Source organism: Laspinema palackyanum D2c, from assembly GCF_025370875.1.
Taxonomy (GTDB): domain Bacteria; phylum Cyanobacteriota; class Cyanobacteriia; order Cyanobacteriales; family Laspinemataceae; genus Laspinema; species Laspinema palackyanum.
This window is the reverse complement of sequence record NZ_JAMXFD010000033.1, coordinates 22,917-38,348: the sequence shown is the minus strand read 5'-3', so window position 1 is coordinate 38,348 and position 15,432 is coordinate 22,917. Positions and strand designations below refer to the sequence as shown.

The following is a 15,432-nucleotide window of genomic DNA, read 5'->3' as shown; positions in this document are numbered from 1 at the left end:
GGCGGCTATAAAAGTTATAATCTAGTCATCCACAAACTGTGTTTCTGGACTCGGACTGTGGCAATATTTTTGTAGGGATAGGTAGAGATGCTCTTTCGGTCCCTAGAAAAAACTCAGGGTGTCAGCAGCTAGAGTGTTAGTTAAAAAGCGATCGCAAATTTTAGAGGGAATGGCGGCAATGGATCAGAAAACGGTGACCCCCCCCAACTCAGGCAAATCATCCCCAAAAGCACTCTCCATCGGGCTTTTGATACTACCCTTAGCGGTGTTTTTCTCGGCTTTGAGCGCCCAATCTCAACCGATTGTCCCAGCAACGGATGGGACGGGGACCCTGGTTACGCCGGAGGGAACCCGTTATGATATCACTGGGGGTCAGCGGTCCTCCGATGGGCGGAATCTGTTCCATAGTTTTACTGAATTTGGGCTGAATCCCGCTGAGATTGCTAATTTTATTTCTAATCCAGAAATTGTCAATATTTTAGGCCGAATTAATGGCAGCAATGCTTCTTATATTAATGGACTAATTCAGGTAACTGGCGGTGCGTCTCATCTCTATTTAATGAATCCTGCCGGGATGGTTTTTGGACCCAATGCCAGTCTGAATGTCCCGGGTTCGTTTCTGGCAACAACGGCAACGGGAATTGGATTTGATGACCGATGGTTTAATGCGGTGGGGGGGAATCTTTATGCAGATTTAGTGGGAACTCCTAATGCATTAGTTTTTGAGACGTTACAGCCCGGGGCTATCATTAATTCTGGGAATTTAACGGTGGTATCGGGTCAAAATTTAACCCTGATTGGGGGAACGATTTTGAATCGGGGGGCAGTTGCCTCACCCCAGGGAAGCATCACAATGGCGACGGTTCCCGGTTCGAGTTGGGTGCGCTTATCTCAACCGAATCATCTGCTGAGTTTGGACATTGCTGCGCCTTTTCCGATCGCACCTCTTGCGTTACCCGCCTTACTCACGGGAGGGGATTCTTCCCATGTGACGGATGTTCGCATCAACCCCGATGGAACGGTGGAATTAATCAGTTCCGGACTGGGAATCGCATCGGGAGATGTGGCAATGAGTCAGTCTCACTTATCGGGAAAGACGGTTTCCTTGTCGGCTCACCAAACTCTCACTTTAGGAGAAACAACCTTACAAACCACCGAGGATATGCAGTTGCGGGCTGGGGATACGGTGCGGGTGCGAGACAGCCTGGACCGGCCTTTTTTAGCCGATGCCGGGGGCAATTTAACCTTGCGAGGCGATCGCGCCATTGATATCTTAGCCTTGGATTCTATCCCTTCCGTGGATCCGGTTAAGTTTCAATTTGAACCCTTTCGCGCCGGGGGAGATATCACATTAGTGAGTGATGGTCCGATTTCCGGGGATTCTCACTTTGCCGCCGGGGGAAATTTTGCGATTCGCACCGGGTCGGGAGAACCGGGAACCCTGATCAGTCTGTTTGACCCGATTGTAACTTCCAATGGGGATGTGAGCTTTGGGGACTATACTGGCGCTTCCCTGAAAGTGGAGGCCGGGGGGAGCATTATCGGGGTGAGTATTAATATCACCCAACCGGACAGGACTCTGACGGGTTCCGATCCGGATATTCCCATTCTCACCAGCAGTCCCTCGGTGATTCTGCGCGCTGGGGAAGGGAGTTTGTCTAATGTCGCCAATGTTCCCCCGGATCAGGCGATCGCCGATACGGTGTTTTCCGGGAGTGAGAGTGCTACCCGAGGCAGCATTACAGTTAACAATATTACCACTGCTGCCGGTCCTATCATCCTCTCGGCGACGAGCGATATTATTACGGGAAATCTCACCAGCAATGGCGGGAATATTTCAGCCATCAGTCGCAGTGGAAATATTATTACCGCCGGGGAAGTGGTATCATTAGGAACAACAGTTAATGGCAATATTAACCTAGATGCGGGCAATACCCTCACTCTAGGAATTGTCAACAGTGGCAGTGGTAATATGACGCTGACGGGTAACGAAATTGATTTGAATGGTACGGTTACTGGGACTGGCATTTTAACCCTACAACCGAGAAATCTGAACCAAAATATTGTCTTATCCGGTGGCAGTGATAGTGGGAATACGGTTTTGGATTTGACGGTGGCGGATTTAGCGGCCCTAGAGGATGGGTTTAATTCGGTTATTATTGGTGCAGCAAATGGCAGTGGACTGATTACCATTGCGGGTGTTGTGGATTTCAGTGATCCGGTCACCCTGCGATCGCCCCAAGGACAAGGTGCGACGGATATCGCGGGAAATCTCACTCTCTCGGATAATGCCACCCTGAATATCGATACCGCAGGCGCAACCTTGGTGAGTGCGGATGTCATTACGGAAGGAGAACTCAGCTTTGGAAATATCTTTTTAAATGCCGATGTTACCTTTGCCGGGAGTAATATCACCTTTAATGGGACGATCAATGGGGAACGCCAGCTTAATGTCAGTTCGCCCTTGGGGACCGTAAGAGTGAACCAACCTGTTGGCAGTCAGGTTCCCCTCCGCAGTTTAGACATTGTGGCGGATGTCTTAACCCTATCGAGTGATATTGTGGCCCAAGGGAATATTATTCTGAATAGTGCGGTGATTCTCGGCAATGATATCCGCTTGAGTACCCTGACTCCGGGGAGTTTGATTACGTTTAATAATACTCTGAATAGTCGGGAAAATGCGACACAATCTCTCACTCTAAATACCCCGGGCCGTATTATCTGGGCGCGGGAAGTCGGGGGTGGGGAAGGGGGTGCATTAGGGGCGATCGCCATTGAAGAAACCACCGAAATTACTGCATCTGAGGGGATTACAGCCGATCGCCTGACGGTGAACAGTTCCGGAACGATCGCCCTGGAAGATGTGAACCTAGTAGAGGCAAACGCAAATCCCACGACCCCGCTTTTAGAACTGAATGCGACAGAGCAAATTACAGTCGGAAATGTCACCGCTAATCCGGCCCAAATGAATCTCACCAGTACCAACAGTTTTGTCACAACTGGGGATGTGATCTCACCGGGGGGAACCCTGGAAGTTACTGCTGGACGAGAAATTACTACCGGCATTCTGAATACCTCGACAACTTCGGGAAGTGGAGGCGACATTACCCTCACCAGTAACCGCGATCGCATTTTCACGGAAGAGATTAATACCTCGGGATTATTTGGCGGTGGCAGTCTCACAATTTCGGCCTGTGAGTCTTGCCAAGGCATTGCTGGAGAACCCTTGGCACCGGGAATCCAAACCGGCACAATCGCCACCAATGCTACAGAACAAGCAGCAGGGGATGTCACCTTAACGGCACCCGGGGATATAGAAGTCCAGTCCATTAGCGCTGAGGGGAGTACCGGGGGAACTGTCGAAATTACCACCGGGCGATTTTTTCGGGCAACAGATACCTTACTGGATGAAAATTCCCCCGATGCCAGCATTTCCACTGCCGGTGTAAGCGAAGAAGGGGAGATAAAAATTAGTCATGGCAGTGCGATCGCCCAAGCGCCATTTATTATCGGTGATGCTCAACTTAATGGCACTCTAGCGGCGATTATGACGGCTGGAAATAATATCATTGTGCCCGTGCAATCCTTTCCCTTTTCCTTTACTCAAGGGAATATTTCTTTGGTTTCTGCTGCGACAGAACCCTCAGTCATCCGCCCTCCGGCACCGATTCCTGAGTCTTCTCCCTCCCTCGCCTTACCGGAAACCCTATTACAAACTCAACTAGAAAAACCCCCAGAAGCGCAACCCCTGATTCAGATTGAAAGTCGCCAACTCGATAGCCGAATTTTACCCAATGATCGCGTTGCAACAGCCCGATTAGCCCTCGATGATTTGCTGACTCAAGGGAACGAAAATCTCCGGTCCACCATTGAGCAAATTGAAGGACTCCGACAATCTGAATTTGAAACCTATTTCAAAGAAGATTTGGAGGTAGAATCCCTATCCTTTGAAGAAATCGTCCAAAAATTACGAACAATAGCCCAAGAAACCGGCACAAATCCAGCGATTGTTTATGTTTTATCCCGGGGCGATCGCCTAGATTTAATCCTAATCACCCCCAAGGGTCAACCCATTCACCGGATCATTCCCGAAGCCAACCAAGAAGAACTATTATACACAGCCCGCAATTTATTGGCCCAAGTTACGGACCTCAAACGATTAAATACTCAAACCTATTTACCTCCGGCACAACAACTGTATCGATGGCTGATTGCCCCACTTGCTTCCGAATTAGAAGGGCAAGAAATTGACACCATTGCTTTTTCAATGGACCCGGGATTACGAACCCTTCCTATTGCTGCCTTGCACGATGGAGAGCAATTTCTAGTCGAAAAATATCGCTTGGGCTTAATTCCCAGTGTGAACTTAACCGATACTCGCTATGAGGATATCCGGAATTATCCTATTTTAGCAATGGGAGCCTCTACTTTTAATACCTTACCCGATCTGCCAGCCGTTCCTTTAGAATTAGAAGCGATTCTTCAGACTTTAGAGAAGGGACAATCCTTTTTAAATGAAGAATTTACCTTGGAAAACCTCAAATTTCAGCGCGCATCTCAACCGTTTAGGTTAGTCCATCTGGCCACTCACGGACAATTTAATCCCGGAGACCCCAGTGAATCTTATATCCAGCTTTGGGACGGACCCTTAAACTTGCAGGAAATGCGGGATTTAGAATGGAACAATCCGCCGGTGGATTTGTTGGTTTTAAGTGCCTGTCGCACGGCGATCGGCAGTTTAGAGGCTGAGTTAGGGTTTGCGGGATTAGCGGTGCGAATTGGGGCAAAAACTGCCATAGCGAGTTTGACTTACGTCAGCGATGAAGGAACCTTAGCCCTGATGACAGAGTTTTATCAAAGTCTAAAAACTGCACCGATTAAAGCAGAAGCCCTGCGACAGGCACAGATTGCCATGTTAGAGGGAAGAGTGCGCTTTGAAGGCGATCGCCTCTACTCGGAATCCACGAATTTTTCCCTGCGTTCTGAGGGCATCAATGACAATCAAACCCGGGATTTCAAACATCCCTATTTTTGGGCGGTGTTTACCCTGATTGGCAGCCCTTGGTAATTCTGGATTACAATACAATGGCAATCAAAGATTCAGGATTTTAAAACCATGGAATTCATCCAATTAGGAAACAATGGACCAACGGTCCCGACCCTCGGTATTGGTGCTTGGTCCTGGGGAGATACCCTCTTTTGGAACTATGGCAAAGATTACGGAGCCACGCAGGTTCAAGAAGCCTTTCATGCTGCTGTTGAGGCGGGAATTACTTTTTTTGATACCGCCGAAGTCTATGGATTAGGCAAATCTGAACAGCTTCTCGGTCAATTTATTGGAGAAACAGAAACCCCAATTCAAGTGGCGACAAAATACGGTCCTTTACCCTGGCGGTTTACGTCTGAATCGGTTGCTGAAGCGCTCACCGCTAGTCTCGATCGCCTGCAATTAACCCAAGTCACCCTCTATCAAGTGCATTGGCCTTTTACATTCTTAATGAGTCAAGAAACCTTGATGAATGCTTTAGCCGATGAAGTGGAAAAAGGCCGAATCCAAACCATTGGCGTTAGCAATTATTCCGCTGCCCAAATGCGGGAATCTCATGCTGTTTTGTCTAAACGGGGAATTCCGTTAGCCGTCAATCAGGTGCGTTATTCTTTATTATCTCGTGAGGTAGAAACCCAAGGAATTATCAAAACTGCCAGGGAATTAGGAATCACAATTTTGGCCTATAGTCCCCTCCAACAAGGATTACTCACGGGCAAATACAGCCCCGACAGTCCCCAACCCAGCGGACCGCGCCAGTGGGATTCCCGGTTCAACCCGGAGGGATTGCGGAAAATTGCTCCTGTCTTAGACTTGTTGCGCCAATTCGGTCAAAATTATGGCAAAACTCCCGCTCAAGTTGCCTTGAATTGGTTAATTGCTCAAGGGGGTATTATTCCCATTCCTGGGGCGAAAAATGCAGAACAGGCGCGACAAAATGCCGGTGCGGTGGGATGGCAATTAACGGCGAATGAAGTGGCGCAATTGGAGCAAGTCACTCGTCCTTGGTTATAAAGAAAAGCAACGTTTGTAGTGACTCCTTCAGGAGTCAAAAAGAGGTAACCCCTAAAAGGGTTACTACAAACGTGGGTCGTGACAAAGGTTCGTAGTCACTCCTTCTTTGAGTCAAGAAAATACAACTACTTTGACAGGGCGAGGGTTGAACCCTCGCCAGGTTGTGGAATTGGAGTGCTGTCCTAAATTTGATTGGGAGACTCAGAATTAGGCTCGATGGGGGCTATATTCAACCGAGGTAAGAGAGTGGATTCAAAGAAGTACACCCGATCGCAATAGCGATTTTGACTCGAACAAACGGTTTCAATGGCAACATGACTGACATTGGTGATGTTCAGGGATACAGCGACTTGCTCTCCGGGACTCAGGGTATATGATTCCTGTCGCACCCCATCTAAATAAATATTGACTGCATTCGGCGGACTCCCTCGGTCATTGTCACGCATTCCAAATTCTAATAAGAGGGATTCAAATTGACCTTCTTGTTCTCCAATCCGACAGGTTACTGAGACTTCTCGACTTCCCGGTCCTAAAAAGAAATAAGACCGATAGACTTTTCTCCCGACGGATATATCTAAGGTTTCTTGTTGCGATCGCCCAGGTCCATTGGTGACACATTGAGTATCAAATAAAAATAATGGAACAGGTTCGCGGGCTTTGACAACGGGTTGGATCCAAGGCGCGATCGCCACAGAGAGGATTCCCGCTGTCATCAGTTGATTGATGAAGTATCTATTTTGCATTGAGGGACAAACCACTAAGGGGTTTTGTATCTTATCATAGCCAATTTTGCCCCCGAATGTGGCACCGAGTCTCGGGATGTTGTTTCTCTGTTTTGGGTGCGACTCCATCGGGATTCTCTGCCCTTCCTATCGGGTTAATGGGAGTCACGATGCGATCGCATCGCTACTCCCTAGAGAGTTTCTGGGGTTTCGGGGATTTACCGCTTGGTCGTCCAGACTGTGGTAAACATCATCAACATCCCGCCCACAAAAATCCCGACGGCCAGCAGTCCAGCCACAACATTAAAAATCCCTTCTGCATTTTCCATAATGGTGCACTATCCTTTACAAGAATTTACAACTTTCTTATTTTTACCATACCTCACTTTTTGATAAATTTTATCTATCATTCGTCCCATATCAAAATCAATATGCTACAGTAAATCAATGCTAATTTTTTAGTTACACTTAGCACAAAACAATTTCATAAGTTTATAATGTTTGATCTGATTTGCGAATTTTCTCGAACCCACTGTATTGCAATTTGCGCGTTTTTGGTTCCGGCCAACTTACTCGCCACCTTACAAACTCTGATTTTTATGGGACTCGGAACCCAGAAACTACAGATTCGGGTGATGGCGGCGATCGCTAGTTTTTATGCCACCGTCATGATCTTGCACGTTGTCAGTTGGTTCCTGGTGGGGGTGGTCATGGCTCCTACCTATATCTTGCTTGCTCTGGCCAGTTTGTGTCTGAGCATCAATATCTGGGGAATTGTTCATTCTCCCAGGGTGATTCCGTTACTGCGGCGCATCTAAGGCAGGGATTGCCTGTGGAGTCCCATCAGGCAGCCCAAGTATGATATCCTAAGCCGTGGTATCTTAGCATTCACCGAACTGCGATCGCCGCAATGGGGTTAAATTTTTTAAAGGATTAGGACAAGCAAGCGCCCATGAAAGAAAAACTTTTAAATTGGCTGAACCTGTTTTTAGTTGCCGATGTATTTTTTGTATTGTTAAGCTTTGTTTGGTTTGCAGTCGCCGTGGTGGGACGCTCCACTGGGCTCAATCTCGGCCTAGATCTCTGGCATCAACTCTGGCAACCTGTTTTTAATCCAGCCATTGGTATTTTAATGGCTGGTGCGCTGTTGAGTGGATTAACCAGTTGGATTTCTAAACGATTAAATAAAGCCCATTAATGAGTAGGCGATCGCCCCCGAGAAATCACTAGATCCGCCCCTGCGCCTATGGGATGAGCTCAACCGACCCCGGGGCGATCGCTACTTGCATACCGGGCTTTCTTCAGTCCCCATCCTGTTAGCCGAGCCAGGGGTTTAACCTGTTTCAGTTTTTTTACGGAGTTGGTATTTTTTTGAAAAATCTGTTATAGTATTTCTAAGTAAATTCCCGGAGAGTTTCACCCCTTGATCGCTCTCCCCCTCATCCAGTTGAGCCTCGCCCATCTGCCCCATTCTGAACCTAGAAAATTAATCCAGGAACAGCCAATTTTGCCCGTCACCCTTTCTGCTTATGCAAAAATAGGACCGGCTCAGGGTTTCGCTGATTTAAAAAGGCAAAAGATAGACCCCCCTAAAACAAGGGACCGACCTTAACTTAAAATTAAGCCGATTTAAGCCCCGTTATGGAGATCCTAAAGATAAGCAGGCCACCGCTTCATGAGACTGCACCCTAGGAAACAATAAATTTCACCCAAAGTGGGTCGTGGGAACACCAGGGAATTTAGCAAGCCTTGAGATGAGATTGAAATCGCGTTTGGGGTCGTAAATCCGAGCGACTGGTCGAAGTTTCAGAAGACTTGCGTTTTTGTTGTTGTATCGGAATTTCAATGATAAATTCGGTGCCTTCATCGGGAGTGGAAATACATTGCAATTGGCCGCCATGTTTTTCCACCACGATGTGATAGGAAATCGACAAACCTAACCCAGTCCCTTTGCCGACAGGTTTGGTGGTAAAGAACGGATCAAACAATCGTTGCCGCACTTCCTCGCTCATCCCCGGACCGTTATCGGAAATTTTAATCACCAGACGGGTTTCATCGCGATCGCCATTCGCCGAACTCTTTTCCACCAATTCCGTTGCTATTTTAATTTGAGGCGATATTTTAGGAGACCCTGACCCTTCGTCGGTAGAGGCAGATAACTCAGAATGCAGCACTAAAAACTTAGAACTTTCTTCAATCGCATCAATGGAATTGCTGATAATATTCATAAACACTTGGTTGAGTTGTCCGGCATAGCATTCAATCGCCTCCAAGTCGCCGTACTCTTTAACCAATTCAATTCCGGGAAATGCCGATCGCGCTTTTAGACGATTTTGCAGAATCAGCAGGGTACTATCAATCCCTTCATGAATATTCACTCGTTTCATTTGCGCCTCATCCAACCGCGAAAAATTCCGCAAGCTCATCACAATTTCGCGGATGCGATCGGTTCCCAACTTCATGGAGGAGAGTAATTTGGGTAAATCTTGACTCAAAAATTCTAAATCAATTTCCTTTTGGTACTGAGTAATCTCTTCTACCGGATTGGGGTAGTGTTGTTCATACAGTTCCATCAATCCCATTAAATCTTCGATATAGCAACTGGCGTGATCGATATTTCCGTAAATAAAGTTAACCGGGTTGTTAATTTCATGAGCGACCCCGGCCACCATTTGACCCAAACTTGACATTTTTTCCGTTTGAATCAGTTGGGATTGAGTTTGCTTGAGTTGCTGAAGGGTCCTTTCCAGTTGTTGAGTCTGTTCCCTAAGCTGCGCCTCAGATTTTTGCAATGCTTCCAGTGCTCGCACTCGGGAGGTAATATCGCGCAGGGAAGCCATCAGCGCTTTTTCCCCTTCCCATTCCGTTTCCACAATTCGCATCTCAGCGATCGCATCTTCTTGTCCTTTGCGCAAAATTTCCACTTGCGTTTGCACCACTCTTGTGCTGTCGCGATCGCTATCTCCCACCCGCTGAATAATTTCCGTTCCGATTTGCCCCCCCTGGATTTCGAAGACTCGGGTCCCAAACACTTCTTTCCCCAGCAGAGCATCAGCTTGACATGACAGCAAACATTCGGCAGCGCGGTTAATAAAGCGCACCAGTCCTTTGCCATCAACGATGATAATGCCATCGGCCAATTTATCGATCACATTCCGAAACCGGATTTCACTGGCAGCAAGTTGTTGGTGGAGTTCCTGTACTTCCGCTGGTTCTTTATACTCGGATTTAAGTGCGGTTAACATAACGAATAACTTCCTCTAGTTAATATTTCTGGACAATTTCTTTTTTTTGCACCGGGCTTTACCTTAACCAATTTCTCTAATTAGCTTTGGCAGATTCAGGGTAGGGAATCGGTGAAGCATCTAACCTGTCCGGGCCTGACTGTGTTCATGAGGGCCTCCACCCTGGGGCGATGGGAAAATTCTCTGACACTGGGTTGCTGAAAACTGGGTTTTCTGGATATTTGTTTCGGTTCGTGAGTTCTCCTTCGGGACTCGACTGGGCATCAGTGGAGTGACAAGCGTTTCCTTTCTTCATTTCTTCAGCATCCCTTTAACAACTTGAGATCTGTGATTCGTGAATTTTGAGAAAGTTTTGACTTCGCCTACCTCTTGGGCAACCCGATTTAGATGTCTTCCTCCTTTGTAACTGATACTTGACTACATTTTTGTTTTATAGAACACTTTCTCAAGTTTTTAAGTATCTCTTAATACTTTTTCTTAAAACTGGGGCTATTGAATCGCAGCTAAACCCCACCGATCATAAAACTTAATACAAAAGTTACATTTTTTCATGGTTTGACCCGGGCTGATTCCTGAGTTTTAGGGGCTTTTAAACGAACCGCTGATTTTTCTGTAAAGAAGCGGTGGCAAGAGGGATGAAGTCTCAAGACGGTGATATCTTTTCTGGGGAAAACTGCTTACGCTGATTTACTCTGACCTCAGACAGCACCCAGGAGACCAGCGGTCCTCTAAATTTAATCCGGTATTATTCCTTCACTATAGAATAATACCTCGGTCTTCAACCTGAGAATTAACTCAGAAGCATAGGGGGAAAAAGTGACAATCTAAGCGATCAAGCATTCAATTTAGTTACAGGAGCGAAGCTTAAAATAAGTGCAACCCTCACGGGTTGCACCAAGGCACGAATACCACTTTTGGTAAAATTACTTCCCTTCTTCAGATGCCGAACAGATTACTCGGATTCAGTTAGCAAATCTTTTAATTCATCAGGGTGAGCCCCCCGGAACCATCAGGATAATCAGCCCGGGTGTAGAGTAGGAAACCCCTAGTCAACCTTTTGGGTATATCAGGCTGAAAACCGATGAGTTCGAGGATAGCGCAAAAGCTTAAAAGTTCCCCAAAGGAGGCAAGCAATGCAGTGGGAAGTCTGAAGGGACCGACTGGGAAACAGTAACGAGATGAGGATATTCTTCGGCTGAGGCAAGGGTGTGGAGCATTGCCGAATTCAGGAATTGGATTCCCCGATGGATGTAGAGGATTGGAGCCGAATGCCTTCAACAGAAGTGATCCCCACAGAATCCCCGCCCCAAGGGGTACTGTTCTGCATCCAAGGTTCCCCAACCTTAGGAAATTGTGACCGTTGCCTGGGGTTTTGGAATGAGGCTACAGATATTAGGGAAAGGGGCGGATTCATGTTCCTCTGCCTGGTGAAATGGCGTAAATAATGCCGGAAAAATAGTTTATGATGCCTTTACAAAGACTGGTTGTTTCTTCATCGTTTCTTTGCATTGAGATCAGGTCGGTTCACAACTCTCCGGTATGGGGTAAAAATTTAGGGGGATGATCAAAAACACAGGAGGGATTGTGTGGATTGGAAGATTTAAACCCCGGGGAGAAGCCCGTTCCACGGGGCTACCCAGGTCCGAAAAGAGGTTTTTAGGTTGATCGGACCGAGTGATCGAAGCCGGGGGCGATCGCCTGGAATTGGGTTCCCGCTTTATTCGTTAGGATTCCTTGACATAAAGGATTTTTTTTTGATATCATTAGATGTTTTAAACTGGGCTTTTCTTTGAGGACAAATTTAACGCACCGCTGCAACAGAGGAGTTGTCCTCTACCTTGATCCTTGATCCAGCCCGAGTGAGTTTCATCAAAAGTTAATTTTTATTAAATAGTTTAAAAAAAAGAAACAAAAAAGACATACTAGATGACAGGAGAGGATGAAAGGGGGAATAAAACGGTTGGCTAGAAGTATAGCGAGCGGAAAAATACCTTAACTAAAATTGACAACGATGGTTGCATCTGCGCTTTTTTAAAATTAATCCTTAATCCGCAATTTCCCCGTATCGAGTGGGGGTAAATTCCCGTAAAATAAACTCAGTACCGGGCCATCCCATCCATGATAAAAAGCTACCGTCCAGTCAGAAAGACTGGCCGTTTCTAATTTGGGGAGGGGTACCTTAAAATGAAAGGACCAGTGCCAAGTCAAAAACCCATCAAAAATAACGGGAGGGAGCAATTGTCAATCGGCTCTTCCAGGACCCTGGCCGGGAAGGATAGAGGAAAATGGGCCAATCAAACCAGCCATACTCCTCTGGCCGTCTATGTTTTGGTGCAGGGAAATCAAGCGGCATTCAGATTGATGCTGGGTTATTCATCCCGGGTAATTCCATCGGGTGAGTTAGGGGCGGGGTTCAAAAGCATTCGGGAGCTGTGGCGATCGCTTTCTTGGGATTGGGGCAGAATACCCGGGGATGGCAGCGGGGAATCGGGGTGTCGGAAGCGACGATCGGCTGAATGGCGATCGCCGGTGGAGAATTTTGGGTCCTGGGGTAGAACGCCTGTACTAAACATGGAATCGTCATGGATAAAACGACTAACACCAAGTCCTGTGATCCTCAAGCACTAGATGCCAAGATTGTCAGGACCTCTCACGAGACCTGTGCGATCGCTTTGGGGGAAGATCTAAAAAATGTCGGTTATTTTCGACTGGATCGCGAGTGGAATTTTACCGAAATCAACCCCCAGGCGGAAGAAATTTTAGGCAAACCCAGGCATCTTTTAGTAGGTAAAAATATTTGGGAAGAATTCAGCCAATGGAATCAGTCTAAATTGATAGAGGAGTACCGACGCGCCCTAGGTGAGGCACGGACGGTCACAAGTCAGGCATTTTATCTGGGACGGTGTTTAAAAATGCAAGCCTACCCAAACTCCGAAGGTTTATCCGTGTATTTCCAAAATGTGACCCCCCCAAACCAACTCGAAGACACTCCCCTGAATAGCAGCCGCCTCTATGGGTTCAGTGCTCAAATTGGACGACTCATCGCCAAAGGAGGACCCTTAGAAACCCTGTTCCCACCGATCATCAGAGCGATCGTGGAGCATTTAGAAGCCACCTCCGCCGCAGTTTGGACCTTAAATCCTGCCCTCAAAGAACTAGAGATGCGATCAACCGATGGGATTCCCCTGGACCAGGAACTGTTCCCCGATCGCATTCCCCTGGGACAAACCCAAATTGGCACCGTCGCTCAAACGCGCAAAACTTATACCGGCTGCTTGGTTCGCCAAAGAGAACGGGGCAAAAACGATACTTTAGAAAACTGTGAACTCCACCCGGATTGCTTACTGCAACCCTTAGTCATCGATGACCAGATTTGTGGCGTCATGGCCGTTGTCATCGAGAATGGGGTGAGCGAGTCCGTCCAAAACCTCTTAATCTGGGTTGCCAGCACATTAGCCCTAGCCATCGATCGCGAGCGCGCCCGGGAAGCCCTCCTCTCTCGTCGGGAAGGCTTGCTGTTTCGCCTTGCCAGTCAAATTCGCAACTCCCTCGACCTCGACACCATCCTCGAAACCGCCGTCACCGAAATTCACTCCCTCTTACAAATTGACCGCTGTCACTTCTTGTGGTACTTGCCGCATCCGCTTCAGCCTAGCCTCACCGTCACCCATGAATCGCGATCGCCCAACAAAAAAAACCTCCTGTGCGAATACCCCGCCTCCCTCAGCGGCCCCCTCACCCAGAAAATTCGCAACCTAGAATCCTTGCGAAGCGATCGCCTCGATACCAGCGCCGACTTAGACGACAAAACCCGCACCCTCTTCTCCGACATGGGTATTCTGTCCGTCCTCCTCCTCCCCTTAGAAACCCGTTCCGGTCAACTTGGGGCCGTCGTTTGTAGCCATAGCGAACCCCGCCCCTGGACCGATAGCGAAATCGAACTCCTCCAAGGCGTCGTCGATCAACTCGCCCTGGCGATCGACCAAGCCGAACTCTACGCCCAAACCCACGCCGCCGCCCTCGCCGCCCAAACCCAAGCCCAACAACTCAGCGTCGCCCTCCAAAACCTCAAACAAACCCAAGCCCAGCTAATCCAAACCGAGAAAATGTCCAGCTTGGGACAAATGGTCGCAGGCATCGCCCATGAAATCAACAACCCCGTTAACTTCATCACCGGCAACCTCGTCCATGCCAACAACTACACCCAAGACTTGCTGCACCTAATCGAAGTCTACCAATCCCTCTACCCCAATCCCGCCCCAGAAGTTCTCGAAGTCTCCGAAGATATCGACCTCGACTTTCTCCTCGAAGATCTCCCCAAAATCCTCGCCTCCATGCAGATGGGTGCCGATCGCATTCGTCAAATTGTCGTCTCCTTGCGAAACTTCTCTCGTCTCGATGAAGCCGAAATGAAGCCCGTAGATATTCATGAAGGCATTGATAACACCCTCCTGATTTTACATAACCGCTGGAAACCCAAAGGCAAAGACCCCGGAGTTGAACTCATCAAAGAATATGGGAAACTCCCCAAAGTGGAATGTTACGCCGGACAACTCAATCAAGTCTTTATGAACATTCTCACCAATGCAATGGACGCCCTGGAAAATCAAGGCGCACCCCATATTATTAAAATCAGCACCGACATCGCCAAAACCGATGCCCTCGGCAACCCCACCGAAGTCTCCATTCGCATTCGCGATAACGGGCCCGGTATGACCGAAGAAGTTAAAAAACGCTTATTTGACCCCTTCTTTACCACTAAACCCGTAGGCAAAGGGACCGGACTGGGCCTCTCGATTAGTTATAAAATTGTCGTCGATAAACATGGCGGTGTACTCAAATGTGACTCAGAACCCGGTCAGGGTACTGAGTTTTTAATTCAAATTCCCGCCAAACAACCTTATGTTAAAAGTCGCTGCGCGTAAGGGGAGACTGTTCAACGTCCCGACTGAAGTCGTTATCTTAGTTCAACGTCCCGACTTGCTGTCGTTTCCGGATTCGTTGGTAGTAACGACTTCAGTCGTTTCATGGCTGAAACCGTGACACTCAGCATCAGCAGATTAAGGGCCTGTTAAGAAACTGGAGGATCCGCACAGGGGTGCGTGACTTGCCTGACGCCCAGTCACGAGGTAACGACTAAAGTCGTTACTACGAAAATTTTCTCCATCTCCTCAAGACCCGTGAAAAAAAACTTTTCAAAAACAGTTGACAAAACCCGGTAGGTATCTGTTAGTATGTTTAAGGTCAGAGAAATGGGGCGTCGCCAAGCGGTAAGGCACCTGGTTTTGGTCCAGGCATCCGGAGGTTCGAATCCTTCCGCCCCAGTTGACTACAACTCTATCAAGCAGAGTGAAGTTCAGAAAATCACTGAATTAAGGCGTCTGCTATCAGTGTCAAAGCGTCT

At 47.8% G+C, this 15,432-nt stretch carries 8 protein-coding genes and 1 tRNA gene; 6 read left to right on the top strand and 3 right to left on the bottom strand.

Features of this window, described 5'->3' with window-relative positions:
- Positions 1 to 118 precede the first annotated feature (118 nt).
- Positions 119 to 5,068 (top strand): CHAT domain-containing protein, encoded by a 4,950-nt coding sequence (locus tag NG795_RS25135; protein WP_367291342.1) that lies wholly within the window; start codon positions 119 to 121, stop codon positions 5,066 to 5,068.
- 48 nt (positions 5,069 to 5,116) lie between these two features.
- Entirely contained in the window at positions 5,117 to 6,061 is a 945-nt protein-coding gene (locus NG795_RS25130; protein ID WP_367291341.1) for an aldo/keto reductase, read from the top strand.
- A 182-nt stretch (positions 6,062 to 6,243) separates the two neighbouring features.
- Here the strand turns inward: NG795_RS25130 and NG795_RS25125 are convergent, their stop codons facing one another.
- On the bottom strand, positions 6,244 to 6,912 hold the full coding sequence (locus tag NG795_RS25125; RefSeq protein ID WP_367291340.1) for a hypothetical protein: 669 nt from the start codon (positions 6,910 to 6,912) through the stop codon (positions 6,244 to 6,246).
- 368 nt (positions 6,913 to 7,280) lie between these two features.
- On the opposite strand from NG795_RS25125, the gene NG795_RS25120 reads away from it, so the two are divergent.
- Positions 7,281 to 7,601 carry a hypothetical protein gene (locus NG795_RS25120; protein WP_367291339.1) on the top strand — a complete coding sequence of 107 codons (321 nt, stop codon included), beginning with the start codon at positions 7,281 to 7,283 and terminating at the stop codon, positions 7,599 to 7,601.
- A 134-nt stretch (positions 7,602 to 7,735) separates the two neighbouring features.
- Positions 7,736 to 7,981 (top strand): DUF8620 family protein, encoded by a 246-nt coding sequence (locus NG795_RS25115; protein WP_367291338.1) that lies wholly within the window; start codon positions 7,736 to 7,738, stop codon positions 7,979 to 7,981.
- Positions 7,982 to 8,522: 541 nt separating this feature from the next.
- Here the strand turns inward: NG795_RS25115 and NG795_RS25110 are convergent.
- Positions 8,523 to 10,028, bottom strand: a complete 1,506-nt coding sequence (locus NG795_RS25110; protein ID WP_367291337.1) for a PAS domain-containing sensor histidine kinase — start codon at positions 10,026 to 10,028, stop codon at positions 8,523 to 8,525.
- Positions 10,029 to 12,441: 2,413 nt separating this feature from the next.
- Positions 12,442 to 12,612: a hypothetical protein gene (locus NG795_RS25105; RefSeq protein WP_367291336.1), complete on the bottom strand. Its 171-nt coding sequence runs from the start codon at positions 12,610 to 12,612 to the stop codon at positions 12,442 to 12,444.
- Between NG795_RS25105 and NG795_RS25100 the strand changes: the two genes are divergently transcribed.
- Positions 12,611 to 14,953 carry an ATP-binding protein gene (locus NG795_RS25100; protein ID WP_367291335.1) on the top strand — a complete coding sequence of 781 codons (2,343 nt, stop codon included), beginning with the start codon at positions 12,611 to 12,613 and terminating at the stop codon, positions 14,951 to 14,953. The two genes, NG795_RS25105 and NG795_RS25100, sit on opposite strands and share 2 nt — an antisense overlap.
- A 328-nt stretch (positions 14,954 to 15,281) precedes the next feature.
- Positions 15,282 to 15,353, top strand: a tRNA-Gln gene (locus tag NG795_RS25095).
- Positions 15,354 to 15,432 lie beyond the last annotated feature (79 nt).